At 70.5% G+C, this 16,213-nt stretch carries 17 protein-coding genes; 10 read left to right on the top strand and 7 right to left on the bottom strand.

All coding sequences use genetic code 11. The features are described 5' to 3' along the window. Positions 1-236: 236 nt before the first annotated feature. Positions 237-365 (bottom strand): DLW-39 family protein, encoded by a 129-nt coding sequence (locus ACFY1J_RS36380; protein ID WP_003999697.1) that lies wholly within the window; start codon positions 363-365, stop codon positions 237-239. A 348-nt stretch (positions 366-713) separates the two neighbouring features. Here ACFY1J_RS36380 and ACFY1J_RS36375 point away from each other — a divergent pair, with 348 nt between their 5' ends. From ACFY1J_RS36375 to ACFY1J_RS36365, 3 genes are all read left to right on the top strand, one after another. Beyond that, positions 714-1,061, top strand: a complete 348-nt coding sequence (locus tag ACFY1J_RS36375) for a DUF6344 domain-containing protein (RefSeq protein WP_390732684.1) — start codon at positions 714-716, stop codon at positions 1,059-1,061. A gap of 161 nt (positions 1,062-1,222) precedes the next feature. Then, complete coding sequence (locus ACFY1J_RS36370) at positions 1,223-2,011, top strand: GntR family transcriptional regulator (protein ID WP_390708326.1); 789 nt, start codon at positions 1,223-1,225, stop codon at positions 2,009-2,011. Positions 2,012-2,019: 8 nt separating this feature from the next. Continuing rightward, the gene (locus tag ACFY1J_RS36365) at positions 2,020-2,775 is read left to right on the top strand and encodes a glycosyltransferase family 2 protein (RefSeq protein WP_390732683.1); all 756 of its coding nucleotides are present in this window, start codon (positions 2,020-2,022) and stop codon (positions 2,773-2,775) included. 58 nt (positions 2,776-2,833) lie between these two features. Here ACFY1J_RS36365 and ACFY1J_RS36360 read toward each other — a convergent pair whose 3' ends face one another. Genes ACFY1J_RS36360 through ACFY1J_RS36350 form a run of 3 tightly spaced genes read right to left on the bottom strand, consistent with a single transcriptional unit; the run spans position 2,834 to position 5,195 of the window. Beyond that, positions 2,834-3,754: an FkbM family methyltransferase gene (locus tag ACFY1J_RS36360; protein ID WP_390732682.1), complete on the bottom strand. Its 921-nt coding sequence runs from the start codon at positions 3,752-3,754 to the stop codon at positions 2,834-2,836. Beyond that, positions 3,751-3,945, bottom strand: a complete 195-nt coding sequence (locus ACFY1J_RS36355) for a ferredoxin (RefSeq protein ID WP_263210617.1) — start codon at positions 3,943-3,945, stop codon at positions 3,751-3,753. Before ACFY1J_RS36355 ends, ACFY1J_RS36360 begins: the two co-directional genes overlap by 4 nt. Before the next feature lie 38 nt (positions 3,946-3,983). Further along, entirely contained in the window at positions 3,984-5,195 is a 1,212-nt protein-coding gene (locus ACFY1J_RS36350) for an amidohydrolase family protein (RefSeq protein ID WP_390732681.1), read from the bottom strand. Between the two features lie 171 nt (positions 5,196-5,366). On the opposite strand from ACFY1J_RS36350, the gene ACFY1J_RS36345 reads away from it, so the two are divergent. After that, positions 5,367-5,879, top strand: a complete 513-nt coding sequence (locus ACFY1J_RS36345; protein WP_390732680.1) for a hypothetical protein — start codon at positions 5,367-5,369, stop codon at positions 5,877-5,879. A gap of 406 nt (positions 5,880-6,285) precedes the next feature. Next, a complete protein-coding gene (locus tag ACFY1J_RS36340) occupies positions 6,286-10,287 on the top strand; it encodes an AAA family ATPase (RefSeq protein WP_390732679.1) in 4,002 nt (1,333 codons plus the stop codon). A gap of 526 nt (positions 10,288-10,813) precedes the next feature. Here ACFY1J_RS36340 and ACFY1J_RS36335 read toward each other — a convergent pair. Continuing rightward, positions 10,814-11,230, bottom strand: coding sequence for a hypothetical protein (locus ACFY1J_RS36335; RefSeq protein ID WP_390732678.1), 417 nt, complete (start codon positions 11,228-11,230; stop codon positions 10,814-10,816). A 311-nt stretch (positions 11,231-11,541) separates the two neighbouring features. Here ACFY1J_RS36335 and ACFY1J_RS36330 point away from each other — a divergent pair, with 311 nt between their 5' ends. Further along, the gene (locus ACFY1J_RS36330) at positions 11,542-12,144 is read left to right on the top strand and encodes a hypothetical protein (RefSeq protein ID WP_390732677.1); all 603 of its coding nucleotides are present in this window, start codon (positions 11,542-11,544) and stop codon (positions 12,142-12,144) included. Between the two features lie 194 nt (positions 12,145-12,338). Here ACFY1J_RS36330 and ACFY1J_RS36325 read toward each other — a convergent pair whose 3' ends face one another. Together ACFY1J_RS36325 and ACFY1J_RS36320 are read right to left on the bottom strand one after the other, a co-directional pair. Next, the gene (locus tag ACFY1J_RS36325) at positions 12,339-12,749 is read right to left on the bottom strand and encodes a UTRA domain-containing protein (RefSeq protein ID WP_390732676.1); all 411 of its coding nucleotides are present in this window, start codon (positions 12,747-12,749) and stop codon (positions 12,339-12,341) included. A gap of 10 nt (positions 12,750-12,759) precedes the next feature. Continuing rightward, a complete protein-coding gene (locus tag ACFY1J_RS36320; protein ID WP_390732675.1) occupies positions 12,760-13,008 on the bottom strand; it encodes a transposase in 249 nt (82 codons plus the stop codon). 224 nt (positions 13,009-13,232) lie between these two features. On the opposite strand from ACFY1J_RS36320, the gene ACFY1J_RS36315 reads away from it, so the two are divergent. From ACFY1J_RS36315 to ACFY1J_RS36300, 4 genes are read left to right on the top strand one after another with little or no spacing between them, the layout of a single operon-like run. Next, the gene (locus tag ACFY1J_RS36315; protein ID WP_390732674.1) at positions 13,233-13,445 is read left to right on the top strand and encodes a hypothetical protein; all 213 of its coding nucleotides are present in this window, start codon (positions 13,233-13,235) and stop codon (positions 13,443-13,445) included. Continuing rightward, positions 13,442-14,860, top strand: a complete 1,419-nt coding sequence (repSA, locus tag ACFY1J_RS36310) for a replication initiator protein RepSA (RefSeq protein ID WP_390732673.1) — start codon at positions 13,442-13,444, stop codon at positions 14,858-14,860. The genes ACFY1J_RS36315 and repSA overlap by 4 nt, the downstream gene beginning before the upstream one ends. After that, entirely contained in the window at positions 14,857-15,045 is a 189-nt protein-coding gene (locus ACFY1J_RS36305; protein WP_390732672.1) for a helix-turn-helix domain-containing protein, read from the top strand. The genes repSA and ACFY1J_RS36305 overlap by 4 nt, the downstream gene beginning before the upstream one ends. After that, the gene (locus ACFY1J_RS36300) at positions 15,045-16,202 is read left to right on the top strand and encodes a tyrosine-type recombinase/integrase (RefSeq protein ID WP_390732671.1); all 1,158 of its coding nucleotides are present in this window, start codon (positions 15,045-15,047) and stop codon (positions 16,200-16,202) included. The genes ACFY1J_RS36305 and ACFY1J_RS36300 overlap by 1 nt, the downstream gene beginning before the upstream one ends. Positions 16,203-16,213 lie beyond the last annotated feature (11 nt).

The raw sequence follows: 16,213 nt of genomic DNA, 5'->3' as shown, positions 1-16,213 counted from the left end.
ACGCGCCCCCTCGTCGTCGTACACCGGCCGTCGTGACCGAGTCGTGCCGGACCGTGGCCATCCTGCCCCGCCCGCGCCCGCGCCATCCGCGAAATCCGGACGAGCGTCCGAAAAGCGCCGTCTCGGAGCCCTTGCCCCCGGTGCCTGCGGCGCCCGGTCGCGTCCGGCCGCGCCCGGCAACACAAAACCCCGACCGCGAGGGCGGTCGGGGTCTGATCAGATACCGGTATCGGTACTCACGAACCCGTGGGCACGGAGTCAGTCGCCTCCGTCCACAGATCCTGCTCGGCGCGATCCGCCTGGATCTGGCGGTACACGAGGAGCCCGCCGATGGCGGCCAGTGCGACCAGGAGAAGCTTCTTCACCGCGCGACCTCGTCTTTCCTTGACGTAGGGGACCTCTGCCGCCCGACTATACACACCGACCGATATCGATCGGTGACCTGCGTCGGACGCCAACTCCCGCCCGCGACAGGGCAATGGGTGAGGATCGCGCCGCTCCGATCGGAGGGTGATCACACCCCCACGGACGGTCACTTTGTTCGCTCTTCGGGCTCTACCGCCCCGTTCTGGAACATTTCCGACGCCCGTGCCTCCATCCGGGTGGTGTTCATCAGAACATCGACGCGCCACGGGCGGAGGTCCACCACTTCGCGACCCCCATACACATCATGAGGAAAGTACGCAAATCGCCCGACCCGAAAGTGAGGGGCCATGGCCCGGAACAAGGTCATGAAGCTGTGGACCACCATCGTCACCGCCTTCCTCGCGCTGTTCACGGCGCTCGGACTCGTCTCGGCGACCACCGCCGCGGCGGTACCGCAGACCGAGACCCCGCGCAACAGCAAGGCGCATCCCACGTTGCCGTCGTTGTCCCGATGGTCCTGGTCCCCTACCGCGTCCCGACCCAACGTCAGGGCCCTGCCCCCCACGATGAAACAACGGATCCACGCGGAGGCCCACGGCAAATCCCCCAGCTGCCGCCACCGCCCCCTCGACGACACGACGGAAGCGGACGAGCTGGAGGCCCTGGGCGAACGCACAGCACCCCTCGCCTGCTGACAGACACGGTCGGCACGAGCAGGACAGATGTGACGGCGAGCTTGCGTACTGAACAGGCAGGACCCTCGGCCTCCACGGGCCGGGGGTCCTCGTCGCGCCCAAAACGGCCGGCCTCCTCCTCAACTCGTCAAGACCTCTTTAGGAGTCGCTAGACTGAATCCGTGCCCAAGGCCTACGAGGAGATCGCCGACGACATACGTCGGTCCATCCGGGAGCGCCTGCGCAAGCCCGGCGACCGGCTGCCGTCCGAGGCCGCGCTGGCCGAGCACTACGGCCGGAGCGTGCCGACCGTGCAGAGCGCCTTGCGGCTGCTCAGCGAGGAAGGCCTGATCGACAAGCAGCACGGCCGCGGCAACTTCGTCAGGCGCCCCCGTACGCTCGCGGTCCGCGACAACGGGCGGCACCAGTGGGAGAAGAACCGCGCCCGTGCGCCCGAGGCCACCCGGGCCGAGACCGGAGCCACGGAGCACGACACCGGTCTGTGCCTCGACGACCTCGTCTTCTACGCGAAATACCGCGAGTTCGAGGCACCCGACGAATTGGCGGACGCCTTCGGGGTGCCGGTGGGCACGACGCTGCTCGAACGCACGTACAGGACGCGGTACGCGGCCGAGACCGCACCCTTCAACCTCGTCACCTCCTATCTCGTCCGCGACATGATCGCGGCCAACCCCGACCTGCTGGACGAGACCAAGGAGCCCTGGCCCGGCGGCACACAGCACCAGCTGTACACCGTCGGCATCGAGGTGGACCGCGTCGAGGAACGCTTCACCGCCCGCCCCCCGACGCCGGAGGAGGCCAAGGCGCTGGAGCTCCCGGCGGGCACATCGGTGATCGTCCTCAGGAAGACCTCGTACGACATCGACGGACGCGTGGTCGACGTCTCCGTCGTCACGCTGCCGGGCGACCGCACGGAACTGCTCTTCACCACGTCCCTGGAAAGGTGGTGAGTGCCGCCGTGAGCCGGCGCGTCATCATCGTCACCGCTGTGCACGCCCCCTCGGCCCGGTTCCTGCCGGAGGCGTACAAGTCCCTGTGCGAACAACGGCTCCCGGACGGCTGGGAGTGGCACTGGGTCGTCCAGGAGGACGGAAGGACGGACGAGGTCCGTCCGTACGTCCCCGACGACGTGCGGGTGACCTTCCGGCAGGGCCGGCCCGGCGGTCCCGGCGTCGCCCGCACGATCGCCCTGGCGCACGCGGACGGCGAGTACGTCAGGATCCTGGACGCCGACGACCAGCTCACGCCGGGCGCACTCGCCCGTGACCTGGCCGTTCTGGAGGCCGACCGCACCATCGGGTGGGCCACTTCCCGGGTCCTGGACCTGCTGCCCGACGGCTCGACCGCAGGCTTCCCGGGCGACCCGGACGAGGGCCCCGTCGAGCGCGGGGCCGTGCTCGACTTCTGGAAGGCCAACGGCTTCCGCGCCCAGGTCCACCCCGCGACGCTCTTCGTCCGCCGCGGTCTGCTGCTCGCGCTCGGCGGCTGGATGGCCCTCCCGGCGTCCGAGGACACCGGTCTGCTGCTCGCGCTGAACGCCGTGAGCCGTGGCTGGTTCTCGGCGGAGGTGGGACTTCTCTACCGGAAGTGGGAGGGGCAGGCGACCGGACAGGCCTCCCACGTCGATCCGGTGGAACGCGAGGCGCGCATGGCGGTCGTCGAGGCGAGGGCGCGGGCGCTGGCAGACGTCGACTGGCGCTATCCGCCTGCGTGAACCGCCGGATCCGCCGGGGGGAAGAGGCACGACGGTCGGGACACTCGCCGAGGCCGCGTCACCCGAGCGTCTCGGCGTCGACGCGCGAGAACACCAGCTCGCTCTCGCCCACGACCGGTCCCCGCCATCGCACCGGGGCCACCGGCCGGCTCAGGGCCGCCGGATAGCTCTCCGGCGCATAGTCGTTGAGCAGGCGATACGTATGGAACCCGGCCTTGCGCATGGTCTCCAGCAGGTCGTCGACCGAGTAGCCGAGGTTGGCCATGCGCTCCGGGGTGACCTCGACGGCGATCTCCACGTCGGGGCGCAGTTCGTCGAGGATCGGGGCCAGGCCCTTGACGACGGCGCCCTCCGCGCCCTCGACGTCGATCTTGATGACGCGGGCCCGGGCGATCTCCTCCGGCTCCAGGAGTTCGGGCAGCGGGCACGCCTGCGCCTCGAAGCTCGACTCGGCGGGACCGTCGTAGGGCACGATGCTGTTGGCGCCCATGTTGTGGGAGCTGGCCAGGACGAAGGTCAGCGTCTCCCGCTTGTCCGAGACGGCGGCGTTGACCGCGCGGACGGTGCCGCACCGGTTCAGCTCGATGTTGCGCAGCAGCCTGCGGTGGAAGTCGGGTGACGCCTCGACGGCGACCACCCGGCCCGTGTCCCCGACCAGGCGGGCCGCCACCAGGCTCAGACAGCCGACGTTCGCCCCGACGTCGACCAGGACGTCACCTTGCCGCAGCCGGCCCCGGAGCCAGCTGGTCATGTGCGGCTCCCACACCCCGAAGAGATACAGATAGCGCTGGATGAGGTCCTGGGTGTCGACCGCGAACCGGGCGCCGGCGCGGGTCTCGACCACCCGCCGCCGCGGGTGGTCGCGCAGATACGGATTCAGATAGCGCCCGGCCAGCAGCGCTTTGCCGAGGGAGCCCGGGGCGTCACGCACATAGCGTCGGCCGAGGGTGACCATGGCCTCGGAAAGGGCACTGCTCATGCGTTCTCGCTGATCCTTATGGCCTGGGAGGGGCACCGCTCGGCGGCTTCCTGTACGAGTCCGTCGTCGCCGGCGTCCTCATGGCCGGGCCGGACCACGCCGTACCCGTCCTCGAACGCGAACACGGCCGGCGCGCGGTGGGCGCACTCCGCGGAACCGTAACAGAGGCCGGCGTCGATGGAGACCTTCATGCGAGGTCCCTTCCCAGCGGTGCCCCCTCCTACGCGGCCTACTTGAAAGGCAGCTCCAGCATCCGGATCGCGTTGCCGCGCAGCAGCTTGTAGGCCACGTCGGCGGGCAGGCCGCCCACATGCTCCTGGGCCACCCGCTTCGTGTCCGGCCAGGTCGAGTCGACGTGCGGATAATCGGTCTCGAAGGTCGCGTTGTCCACGCCCACGGTCTCGATCGCCTCGATGCCATGCCTGTCGCGGAAGAAGCAGCAGAAGATCTGCCGGTAGTAGTACGTCGACGGCGGCTGGGGGATCAGGTCCTTCACCCCGCCCCAGGCCCGGTGTTCCTCCCACACGTCGTCGGCGCGTTCCAGGGCGTACGGGATCCACCCCATCTGTCCTTCGCTGTACGCCAGTTTCAGCCGCGGGAACCTGACCAGGACCCCGGAGAAGAGGAAGTCCATCATCGACGCCATGGCGTTGTTGAAGCTCAGCGAGGCCTGGACCGCGGGGGGAGCGTCCGGCGACGCGGCCGGCATCTGCGACGAGGACCCGATGTGCATGTTGACCACGGTGCCCGTCTCCTCGCACGCCGCGAAGAACGGGTCCCAGTAGCCCGAGTGGATCGAGGGCAGCCCCAGGTAGGTGGGGATCTCGCTGAAGGTCACGGCCCGTACACCACGGGCGGCGTTGCGCCGGATCTCGGCGACCGCGAGCCCGACGTCCCACAGCGGGATGAGACACAGCGGGATCAGGCGCCCGCCGCTGTCACCGCACCACTCCTCGACCATCCAGTCGTTGTAGGCGCGCACACAGGCGAGGGCGACCTCCTTGTCCTCGGCCTCGGCGAAGGTCTGCCCGCAGAAGCGCGGGAAGGTCGGGAAGCAGAGGGAGGCCTCGACATGGTTGAGGTCCATGTCCTCCAGCCGGGCCTTGGGGTCCCAGCAGCCGCGGCGCATCTGCTCGCGGGTGATGCCGTCGAGCGTCATCTCGTCCCGGGAGAAGCCGACGGCCGCGATGATCCGCTTGTACGGGAACAGGCCCCCCTCGTACTCCCACCAGTCGGTGATCTGGCCGTCCGGGTCGGTGGTGAACCGGTACTTGCCGCCGATGTACTGGAGCTCGCCGATGCCCGCCGTGAACGGCTTCGGCCCCTTGTCGCGGTACTTGCTCGGGAGCCACGTCTCGAAGAGGTGCGCGGGCTCGATCACGTGATCGTCCACGCTGATGACCTTCGGCAGCTCACTGGTTTCGCCGGCGCTGGTGACCATGGCCTCGCCTCTCACTGGCCGATGCAATATCTGACGGTCCGTCAGAAGAAGGTTAGGACCGGCCCCCTTGACGGGCAAGGGCACGCTTCTGGTCTCTTCGCCCCCGTCGTGACACCCTGCCCGCGCCGCCGAGCAGCGTCAGGCGTCGTACGGGCGAACGAGGAGGCAGGGATGACTGAACCGCGAGACACGCAAGACGCACAGGACGTACAGGGTGTACGGGGCGTAGGGGATCCGGTGTCGGTGGAGGCGCTCAGGAAACTTCACTCCGCCCGCGCGAACAGCGCGTACGACCGCGCCGCGGCCATGTGCCGGCACGCCGGAATCGAGCGGGACGCGGCCGAGATCGTGCCGAAGAGCCCCGCCGGACGGGCCGCCAACGCCCTGCGCCTGTCCGGGGAGTCGATCACCGGGTTCACCGAGAGGGCACCCGACCCGGCGGCGGACGCCCGGTGCGCCCGGAACGCCGCGGCCGCCGCGGCGCTGGCCGCGCAGGTGGCCCAGTCGCGCGACGACCGCACCGAAGCCGTCGAGGCGCTGCGCGCGGCCCTGGCCGCCTCCCGGGCCGCCGCGGTCGCGGCGGGCGGGACGGCTGCGGGAAGGGACCCGTCCCTGAACGACGCGGCCGAGGCCACGGAGGGACACGCGGTCGCCGCCGCTCGTGCCGCGGGCTGGATCCGCTGACCGGAACCGGGACCTCTGCTGTGCCGCGTCGTTCGGCTCCGGTCCCTCCCCACGTGGGGACCGGCGCCGAACGACGCGGAGGAGGCCGGACCCGAGGTGGGTTGGAGACAGCCCTCGAGGGACTGTCCGCACGGGTCCTTCAAGCTCGTACGACGAGAGCGACACCGCCGTCCGGTGAGGCCGCCGGAAGGTGACCGAGAACATGCGGCGTCGTGAGCTGTCTCTTCGAACGCTGAGCAGGTGGCCTGTCCGGGCGGCGTCCGCGGGACCCGCCCCTACGGCGGAATCCTGCCAGTCGAGGCCCCCGCCGAGGAGGCTCGGGCGTCCGGGTACCGGCTTCCTCGCAGGTCAGCCGGATAGAGTGGGTTTTCCGGTCCGGATGCCCAGGTGCGGGGGGAAGTAAGGGGTGGACACCTTGAGTTCCGACTCAGGGGCACGAACAGCCTTCGCGGAACGTCTCGCGCTGCTGTACAAGGAGGCGGGAAACCCTCCCCTCAAACGCGTGGCCGAGGCGGTCGACCGGCTTCACCGGGTCGACGAACGAGGGCGTCCGGTGCGGGTGTCCGCCCAGCGGATCAGCGACTGGCGGCGGGCGAAGAACGTACCGGCCCAGTTCGCCGCGCTCGCCGCGGTGCTGCACGTACTGATCCCCCAGGCCCGGCGCTCGCAGCCCGCGCCGGTCTCCGCGGGCCTGTACGACCTGGCCCAGTGGCAGCGTCTGTGGGAGCGCGCGGTGGCCGACCCGGTGGGCGACCGGGCCGCGGGATCCGCGGAGGATGAGGAACAGGCTCCGGCCGACGCCCGGGCCGTCCCCGGTGTGTGCCCGTACCGGGGGCTCGCCTCGTACCGCAGGCAGGACGCCCGGTGGTTCTTCGGCCGCGAGCGCAGCACGGACGCCCTGGTCGCCCAGCTCCGCGCCGCCGAGCGGACCGGTGGTCTGGTCGTGCTCGTCGGCGCCTCGGGCGCGGGGAAGTCCTCCCTGCTGAACGCCGGTCTGGTGCCCGCGCTGCAGAGCGGCGCGGCGGACGACGAGGACAGCCCGGCCCGGGGCGTCCTGCAGCTCATGCCCGGCGCCGATCCGCTCGCGGAACTGGTCCGCCGCATCCCCGAACTGGAGAAGGTCCTCTCCTCGAAGGAGGAACCCGGCACCCCGGAGTTCGATCGGGCGGTGCGGGAGGCCATGACGGCATGGGCGCGGCGCGAGGCGCCCGGGGCCGCCCGTCCGGTCGTCATCGTGGACCAGTTCGAAGAGGCGTTCACCCTCTGCTCCGACGAGACGAGCAGGCGCACCTTCGTCCGGCTGCTGCACACCGCCTGCTCACCCGGCGGCCCTGACGACCCGGCCCCCGTGCTCGTGGTCCTGGGCATACGCGCCGACTTCTACGATCAGTGCCTGCGCCACCCCGAACTCGCCGACGCGCTGCAGCACCGGCACATGGTCCTCGGCCCGCTGACCACGGCGGAACTGCGCGAGGCGGTGACGGGTCCGGCCAAGGCCGTCGGCGTGGAACTCGAGCCGGGGCTCGCGGAGCTGATAGTCCGGGAGGTGAGCGCCGACGGCCCCCGGGGGGCGCACGACGCCGGCGTACTGCCGCTGTTGTCCCACGCCCTGCTCGCCACCTGGCAGCGCCGCAAGGCGGGACGGCTGACCCTGGCCGGCTACCGCGCGGCGGGCGGCATCCAGGGGGCGGTGGCGGCGACCGCCGAACGGGCCTGGTCCGGCCTCGACCCGGCGGCCCGCACGGCAGCGCGGCTGCTCCTGCTCAGGCTGGTCCGGCTGAGCGAGGACACCCAGGCCACCCGTCGCCGGGGCACTCGACGCCAGCTGGCCCAGGAGTCGACGGACCCCGGCAAGACGGAGGAGTCGCTGGAGGCCCTGGTGCGTGCCCGGCTGGTGACCCTGGACGCGGAGACCGTCGAGATCACCCATGAGGCGCTGCTGCACGCCTGGCCCCGGCTGCGCGACTGGATCGACGAGGACCGGGGCGGCAATCTGCTGCGCCAGCGACTGGAGGAGGACGGCCGGTCCTGGGAGGACTCCGAGCGCGACACGTCACTGCTCTACCGGGGTTCCAGGCTGGAGCAGGCCCACAACTGGGTGAAGTCCGCCGGTGACACCTTCCTCACCAGGAGCGCGGTGGAGTTCCTGGAGGCTTCGGTCCGGCTGCGCAGGCGCACGGTGTGGATCAGCCGTGCCGCCGTGTCGGCCCTGGTCGTCCTGGCCGTACTGGCCGTCGGCTCGGCGGTGATCGCCCGCCAGCAGCGCGACGACGCGGTGTTCCAGCAGGTGGTCGCCGAGGCCGACCGCGTCCAGTACACGGACCCGTCGCTGTCCGCCCAGCTCGACCTGGTGGCGCACGGTCTGCGGCCCGACGACGAGGGCACGAACAGCCGGCTGATCTCGATCGTCAACGCCCCGCTGGCCACCCCCCTCCTGGGCCACACCGGCGCCGTCTACCTCACCACGTTCAGCCCGAACGGCCACGTCCTGGCCACCGCCAGCTACGACCGGACCGTCCGGCTGTGGGACGTGACCGACCCGACCCACCCGAGGCCCCTCGGCAAGCCCCTCACCGGCCACACCAGTTGGGTGAGCACCGCGGTCTTCAGCCCCGACGGCCACACCCTCGCCAGCGCCGCGGACGACGGGACGATCCGGCTGTGGGACGTACGGGACCCCGCGCACCCGCGCGCCCTCGGCAAGCCCCTGACCGGCCACGACGGCACGATCTACCTGCTCGCCTTCAGCCCGGACGGCCGCACCCTGGCCGCCGCGGACGAAGATCGCACCGTACGCCTGTGGGACGTACACGCACCGGCCCGGCCCACCTCGCTCTCCACCCTGACCGGCCACACCGGCGCCGTACGCTCCGTGGCCTTCAGCCCCGACGGCCACACGCTGGCGGCCGGGGGCGACGACAACACGATCCTGCTGTGGAACACCACCGACCCACGCCGTCCGGCGCCGCTCGGCACCCCGCTCACCGGCCACACCTCCACCGTGCACTCGGTCGCCTTCAGCCCCGACGGCCGCACCCTCGCCTCCGGCAGCGCGGACAACACCATCCGCCTGTGGGACGTGAGCTCACCGCGCCGTGTCCGCCAGTTCGGCGCGCCGCTCACCGGGCACACCGGTCCCATCTGGTCGGTGGCCTTCAGCCCGGACGGCACCATGCTCGCCGCCGGCAGCGCCGACAGCACGGCGAGCCTGTGGAACGTCCGCAATCCGGCCTACCCGTCCCAGGTCGGCGAGCCCCTCGCGGGCAGCAGCGGCGAGATGTACGCGGTGGGCTTCAGCCCCGACGGGCGGACCCTGGCCACCGGCAGCGGGGACAACAAGGTGCGGTTGTGGTCGATCCCGGCCTCGGACATGATCGGCCGGATCGGGGCGTACCGCCCGGACGGGCGGGTGCTCGCCACGGCCGCGCGCGACGGGCGCGTGCGGCTGTGGAACGTGCAGAGCCCCGACCGGCCCGTCCTGCTGAGCGAGCCCTTCACGACCGGGGAGCGGGACCTGCGGTCGCTGGTGTTCTCCCCCGACGGCCGCACGCTCGCCGTGCTGACCGGGACCAGCAACACGGTGCAGCTGTGGAACGTCGCCGACCCCGGTGATCCCGTCGCCCACGGCCGGCCGCTCGCGCTGCGGACCCGGTTCGCGGGCGGCGACGCGCTGGCCATCAGCCCCGACGGCCGCACCCTGGCCGCCGACTACGACGACCGGACAATCCAGCTGCTGGACATCACCGACCCGGCCCGCCCGAGGCGCCTGGGCAAGCTCCTCACCGGCCACACCGGATACGTCAACGCGCTCGTCTTCAGCCCGGACGGCCGCACTCTCGCCAGTGGCAGCGCCGATACGACGGTCCGCCTGTGGAACGTGACCGACCCACGTCACGCCACCGTCCTCGGCGCTCCCCTCAAGGAGCACCTGGGGCCGGTCAACGCGCTCGCCTACAGCCCCGACGGCCACACGCTGGCCAGCGGCAGCGACGACGGCACGGTCCGGCTGTGGAACGTCGCCGACCCCGTGCGGGCGACGGGGCTCGGCCCCGTTCCCAGCGGCCACACCGAGGCGGTCGTGTCGCTGACGTTCAGCCAGGACGGCCGCACGCTGGCCAGCGGCGGCAACGACGACACGGTCCGGCTGTGGAACGTCGCCCACCCCTCCTCGGCCTCTCCCATCGGCCAGTCGATGAGCCCCAACGCCAAGACGGGCAACTTCCTGTCGTTCAGCCCCAACAGCCACATGCTCGGGGTGTCCAGCGGCGCCGACACCGTGCGGCTGTGGAAGCTGGACGTGGACGAGGCGATCGACCACATCTGCTCGATCACCCGGGGCGTTCTGACGCCGGAGAAGTGGCAGGAGTACCTGCCCAGGCTCTCGTACGAGCCGCCTTGCGGCCGGTGACGTCACCGACCGTTCCAGACAGCGCTTGCGTGATCCCGATCACAACTGCTCGGTGCAGCCGAGGAGTCGGCTCCCACGGCGCCGACAGCCTTGTTACTGTTGGACACAGCCCGACCGCTGGTGCATCCCCCGTCGCCAGCGGTCGGGCCTTTTCGTGTGCCGTCCGGCGTTCTCGCGCCCCCTGGAATCCGACGCGCCGCAACACGCGAAGACCCCCGGCCCTGCTGGACCGGGGGTCTTCATGCTGTGGGGCTAACAGGATTTGAACCTGTGGCCTCATCCTTATCAGGTCGATCATGGGGCCTCGGTGAGGATGGTCAATAAGCCGTGCTCCTAGGCTGACCATCCGCTGGGAATCCGACGCCAACCGCTGCTGTTCGGGGCTGTTGGTGTCAGGCGTTGGTGTCAGCCACCGTGGGCGGGCTTGACAGGTTCGCCGGGGGTGCGGACGTGGACGGCTATGGGTACGCCGCAGCCCCGGCAGGGTTTCGAATGCCCTGCCGGGGCTGCTCTACTGACTAAGCCGTCAGGTGGTGGTGTACACCGGGGCGCTGCATCCCTCCGTGAAAACGGTGGGGCTGTCCCCACCGTTCCAGTGCCCGACGCATGCCCTGATCGAAATGTCGTAGCCCTCGGGGTAGTTCTTGTTCTTGTAGCGGGTCTCGCCCCAGCCGGCGGTGTTGTACACGCGCCCTTGCCGTACGACGTCCCCGTGACCGTCGGTGACCTGCCACAGAGCAACTGCCGAGTAGCCGTCGGACTGCGTGTCGGTGATCACCCACCAGTCGCCCGTCTTCATGAAGCAGGCGGTGGTGCGGTGGCTGTCAGCGCCGGTGTACCAGCCACCTTCGGCACATACCTGGCTGTTGCCCTCGGGCATGGGCGAGGCGGTGGCGAGGTCTATCTCAGCGGTGGCTGCGGATGCGTTGGTTGCAACGAGCATGAGCGTTGCAGCGCCCGCACCCAGGGCAGTAAGGACACGTCGTATTCGCACAGATCTCCTTATGTCATGCGCATGAATCATACTCCTGTGGGTTTATAGCAGGTAGACCATCGTGAGGTCCCGCGCCACCGGGCGCCCATGCCTGCGTTGATGCCGCTGCGCGCAGGCCGCGTACGGGAGGCAACGTTCGGCAGCCAGAGCAGCGGGAAACGGTGTCCAGGAACCGCAGGGGCGGGGGCGCGTCCCCGCAGCGCTGGTCGGGCGCCCGCCGTGGTGACCTCGATGCCTGCGGCAGGCGGTGGAGAGCCCTAATGAACGCGCTCGAGGCAATCGTGTTCCTGCTCGCCGACGACGGCTGGGACACCCTCGCCTACGCCCACACGCACACCGCAGCGCCGCCACCGCGCGAGGCGCAGCCCGCGCAGCCCGCGCAGCCCGCGCATCAGCATTGGATCGGCCTGCGCCGAGCCGAGATGGAGGTGCTGCGCCGCTACCTCACCGTCAGCCCGCAGCTGCGAGTGGCGCCTGCGGACGGACTTCAGACGGTGGTGGAAGACGCCCGGTTCGAACCGGCCGAGAGCCGGTGGATCATCCACTCCGACGCAGCTCAACCTCACCGCCGCCCACCAGTACCACGCCCGCGAAGGACACCTCAACGTCCCCCGCCAACAGCTCCCATCCCGTCCGCCCTCGACCCACACACCGTGGAGCGGGCGTGGTTCAGGGGCGTCAAGGTGGAGCGCGCCACTGTACGAACGACCTTGACGCCCCTGGGCCGCGTCTGCTCGGCTCTGCCTGGGGCGACGGTGGATGGGATGGGAGCACCCCGCGCACGCCACTACGTGCCCGCGGTCGGCGACGGCGCCCCCTCCATCCCGGTGCCGGCCGATCCCCCGCCGGAGGCATTGCCTTGACCGCGGCCCCGCTATGCGGTGCTCGACTCATGGCCACCGGCCCTATCCACCAGTGGGCGCGCGTCGGCGCAGCGCGGGCGGAGCGGGCCGGAGGTAGGAGCGTCGCCCGCAGCGGAGCCGGGAAGCGCGCCCGGCGGAGCGGAGCGCAGCCGGGGCTTGATGAGGTAGAGAAACCTGTAACCGGGCCGCGTCACTCAGTTGAGGTCGTACTCCGCTGTGAGCTGTCGGCTTGCTCCCAGGAAGTCGATGGCGCACTCCGTCGAAGATCCGTTTTGGTCCCAGTACTGGTTGGTCATGGTCAGGGCAAGCGTCCCAGCCTCGGCGTCGAGTAGCGGGGCGATGTCGTCAGGCACGGGCTTCAGGGCGACTACATCGCGTCGGCGGACAGCACGCCGCCCCGTGCGCTCTTCGATCAGACCAAAGGTCATCTTGGGCAGCGCTTCCGCGACGATCAGTTCCGGGGCGGCCTCGGCGAGATCCCCCGGCAGCCACGACGTGGACACGGTGACTACACCCTCGTCGTCCAGGTAGCGCCGTCGCCGCTGGACCACAGATTCCCCCTCCGCCACTCCGAGGGCTTCGGCGGCCTCCGCCGGGGCGGGCACAAGTCCAGCGTTAAGGATCTCGACTCGTTCGCCCGGCCGGAAGCCGCGCGGTCAGCAGGCCGGAGATCGCGCCGACGACGTCCAGCCCGACGCTGACCGGGCCGTGTTCGGCTTCGAAGGCGTGCAGTTCCCCCAGTGCCTGGGCGATGGCCGCGGAGTCGTTGTCGACCCGGTGGCTGGCCAGGAGCCGGGCACGGTGGTCGATGACGGTCAGCCAGTGAAACTCCTTGGCGATGTCGAATCCTGCGGTGGCGGACATGACGCTCCCCTCGCCGTGCGACCTGCGGCGCGACCTCTTCCGCCCGTCCTCGCCCTACACAGCGATGGTCCGCAGAGCCTAATCAGCAGTCCGGAAGAAGTGGCGGAGCAGGGGGATCAGCCACCGAAGCCATGGAGGGCAGCCAGCATGAAAACCATCCCTGCCCCACCCGCGCAGTCCCAGAGTCGCGAACTCACGGGACGCACTCAAGAAGGTAGGGCGGCGTGAGCATCTTCCCCTCCGTCCTCGACCTCCTGGACGTCCCCGCCCGGGCGGCCACCTGCCCCGGCTGCGGCACCCATGCCCCGGCCTGGACCCGCGTCGCGGTCGACAGCCTGCGCGTCCTGACCCACGACGGGGACGTGATCTGCCCGCGTGACCGGCACTTCGGCTCGACCCCCGCCCCGGCCCCGGTGCGGCTGGAGGTCGCCGCGTGACGGTCTTCCCCGTCGCCCCTGAGGCCGTGGCCGGTGCTGCGGCCTCCCTGGGCACCGACCCGTTAACCCTCGCCGACCTGCTGCGGGTGGCGAACTCGCCCGGCTTCGACCGCTGGCAGGAACAGGTCCACCGTACCGGCGGCTGCTCCCACCCGATCCGCCTCGTGGGCGAGACCGTCACCCGCGACCGCGCGACCGGGGACGTCCTCTACTCGTACAGCACCGCGAACGAGCCGGGCGCCATGCTCCGGCTGGCCTGCGGCAACCGCCGTGCGTCCCGCTGCCCGGCCTGCGCCTGGACCTACGCAGGCGACACGTACCACCTGATCCGGGCCGGGATCACCGGCGACGAGCACAAGGACGTCCCCGCCACCGTGCGGGATCACCCCCGCGTCTTCGCCACCCTCACCGCCCCCTCGTTCGGCCCGGTCCACAACCGGCCCGACTCCCGGCGCTGCCGCTGCGGGAGCTCCCACGCCGAGGATGACCCGGCCCTGGGCACGGCACTGGACCCGGAGCGCTACGACTACGCGGGCGCCGTGCTGTTCAACAACTACGCCGGGGACCTGTGGCGGCGCTTCACCATCTACCTGCGCCGGGAGATCGCCGCCCGTGCGAGCCTGACACAGGCAGAGCTGAAGGAGGTGTGCCGGGTCTCCTTCGGCAAGGTCGCCGAGTTCCAAAAGCGCGGCTCCGTCCACTTCCACGCCGTGGTCCGACTCGACGGCCCGGACGGCCCGGACACCGCCCCGCCAGCATGGGCCACGGTCCGCCTCCTGGACGACGCCATCAAGGCCGCCGCCCGCGTCTCCGTCCCGGTCCCCGCCTCCGGCGACCACCCGGCCCGCACCCTGCGCTGGGGCTCCCAGGTCGACGTGCAGCCCATCGGCGCCCTCGGACAGGAGGAACTGACCGAACAGGCCGTCGCCTCCTACGTGGCCAAGTACGCCACCAACGCGGCCGAGACCACCGGATCGGTCGACCACCGCATCGGGGAACTGTCCGAACTCGATCGGCTGCCGCTGCCCGCCCACACCCGGCGCCTGATCGAAGCCTGTTGGGACCTGGACGACGCCTACCCGGAACGGCTGCTCGCCCGCTGGGCTCACATGCTCGGCTTCCGCGGCCACTTCTCCACCAAGTCCCGCCGCTACTCCACCACCCTCGGCGCCCTGCGCCAGGTCCGCGCCGACTACCGCGCCCGGCAGGAACGCCGCGAACGCGGGCTCTCCGAAGACCTCGACGACACGGAGGGCTCCACGCTCGTGCTCGCCCACTGGACCTACGCCGGACAGGGCCACACCCCTGGGGAGTCCTGGCTCGCCGCCACGATCGCCCGAGACATCCGACTCAACCGCGAGACCGCACGCGAAGCACTGCAAGACGAACTGGCCCTGGAAGGAGCCGCAGCATGACCACCGCACCTGTTGAGCTGTTGACCGTGCCCGAGGTCATGACGCGGCTCAAAGTGGGCCGGACCAAGGTCTACGACCTGATCCGCACCAACCGTCTCGTCTCCATCAAGGTCGACGGATGCCGACGTATCCCGGATCACGCGGTCCGTGACTTCATCGTCGGGCAGATCGGGAAGGCTGCCTGATGGCGAAGCGTCGACCCAACGGCGGCGGCACGATCACCAAGCGGTCCGACGGTCGCTATCACGGTGCTGCGTACGTGACCGACACGGACGGCAACCGGGTGCGTAAGTACGTCTACGGCCGAACCTGGGACGAAGCCAACGAGAAGCTCGGCAAGCTGCAGGACCAGGAGCGCAACGGCATCCCGGGGCCGTCGCGGTCCTGGACGCTCGGCGAGTGGCTGGCCTACTGGCTGGAGCACATCGTCGCTCCGGAACGCGAACACAACACGTACGCCAAGTACGAGTCCAAGGTGAGGCTCTACCTGGTGCCTCACCTTGGGAAGAAGCCGCTGGTGAAGCTCACCCCGGCACAGATCCGCGCCTTCATGGCCGCGCTGGCGCGGGAGAGGGTCGGGGCCTCCGCCCGCTTCGAGGTGCTCCGCGTCCTCCGCAATGCACTCAACCGGGCCGTCCGCGAGGAGCTGGTCACGCGTAACGTCGCCCTCCTGGTCGACATGCCCAAGGTGACCAAGGACAAGGGCACGGCGTGGAGCCCTCGGGAAGCGATCGCGTTCCTTCGCTCGGCCCGCGCTCACCGCCTCTACGCGGCCTGCGTCCTCGTCCTGGTCCTCGGTCTGCGGCGAAGCGAAGTGCTCGGCTTGCGCTGGCAGGACATCGACTTCGAGGCCGGCCACTTCACCCCCGTCAAGCAAGTGCAGCGGGTCAAGACCGTCGGCCTGGTCCTCAAGGACCTCAAGACGGAGTCGTCACAGGCCGTGCTTCCCCTGCCGGAGTTCTGCGCCCGTGCCCTGGAGGAACGCCGGGAGCTCCAGGAGCTGGAGCGGAAGATAGCTGGTAAGCACTGGACCCAGGAGCCGGACCACGACCTGATCTTCTCCTCCGCACATGGCGGCATGATCGATCCGATGGGCTTCTCCCGCACCTTCGACCGCCTCGTCAAACGGGCTGGCGTTCGCCGGATCACGGTCCGGCTCGCCCGGCACACCTGCGGCACGCTGCTGGCCTTCCTGAAGGTGCACCCAAAGGTCGCTCAGGCGATCCTTCGGCACAGCCAGATCAGCATGACCATGGACGTCTACACGCACGTGGTGGGGGACAGCGAGCGGGAAGCCGTCGCGATGCTCGCTGAGCTCCTGGAAGATCCACTCATGGGTTGATGTCAGCCGTT

It is taken from the genome of Streptomyces sp. NPDC001406 (assembly GCF_042895285.1).
Classification (GTDB): domain Bacteria; phylum Actinomycetota; class Actinomycetes; order Streptomycetales; family Streptomycetaceae; genus Streptomyces.
Note: the sequence above shows the minus strand (reverse complement) of the source record. Positions and strands in the feature narration are given on the sequence as shown.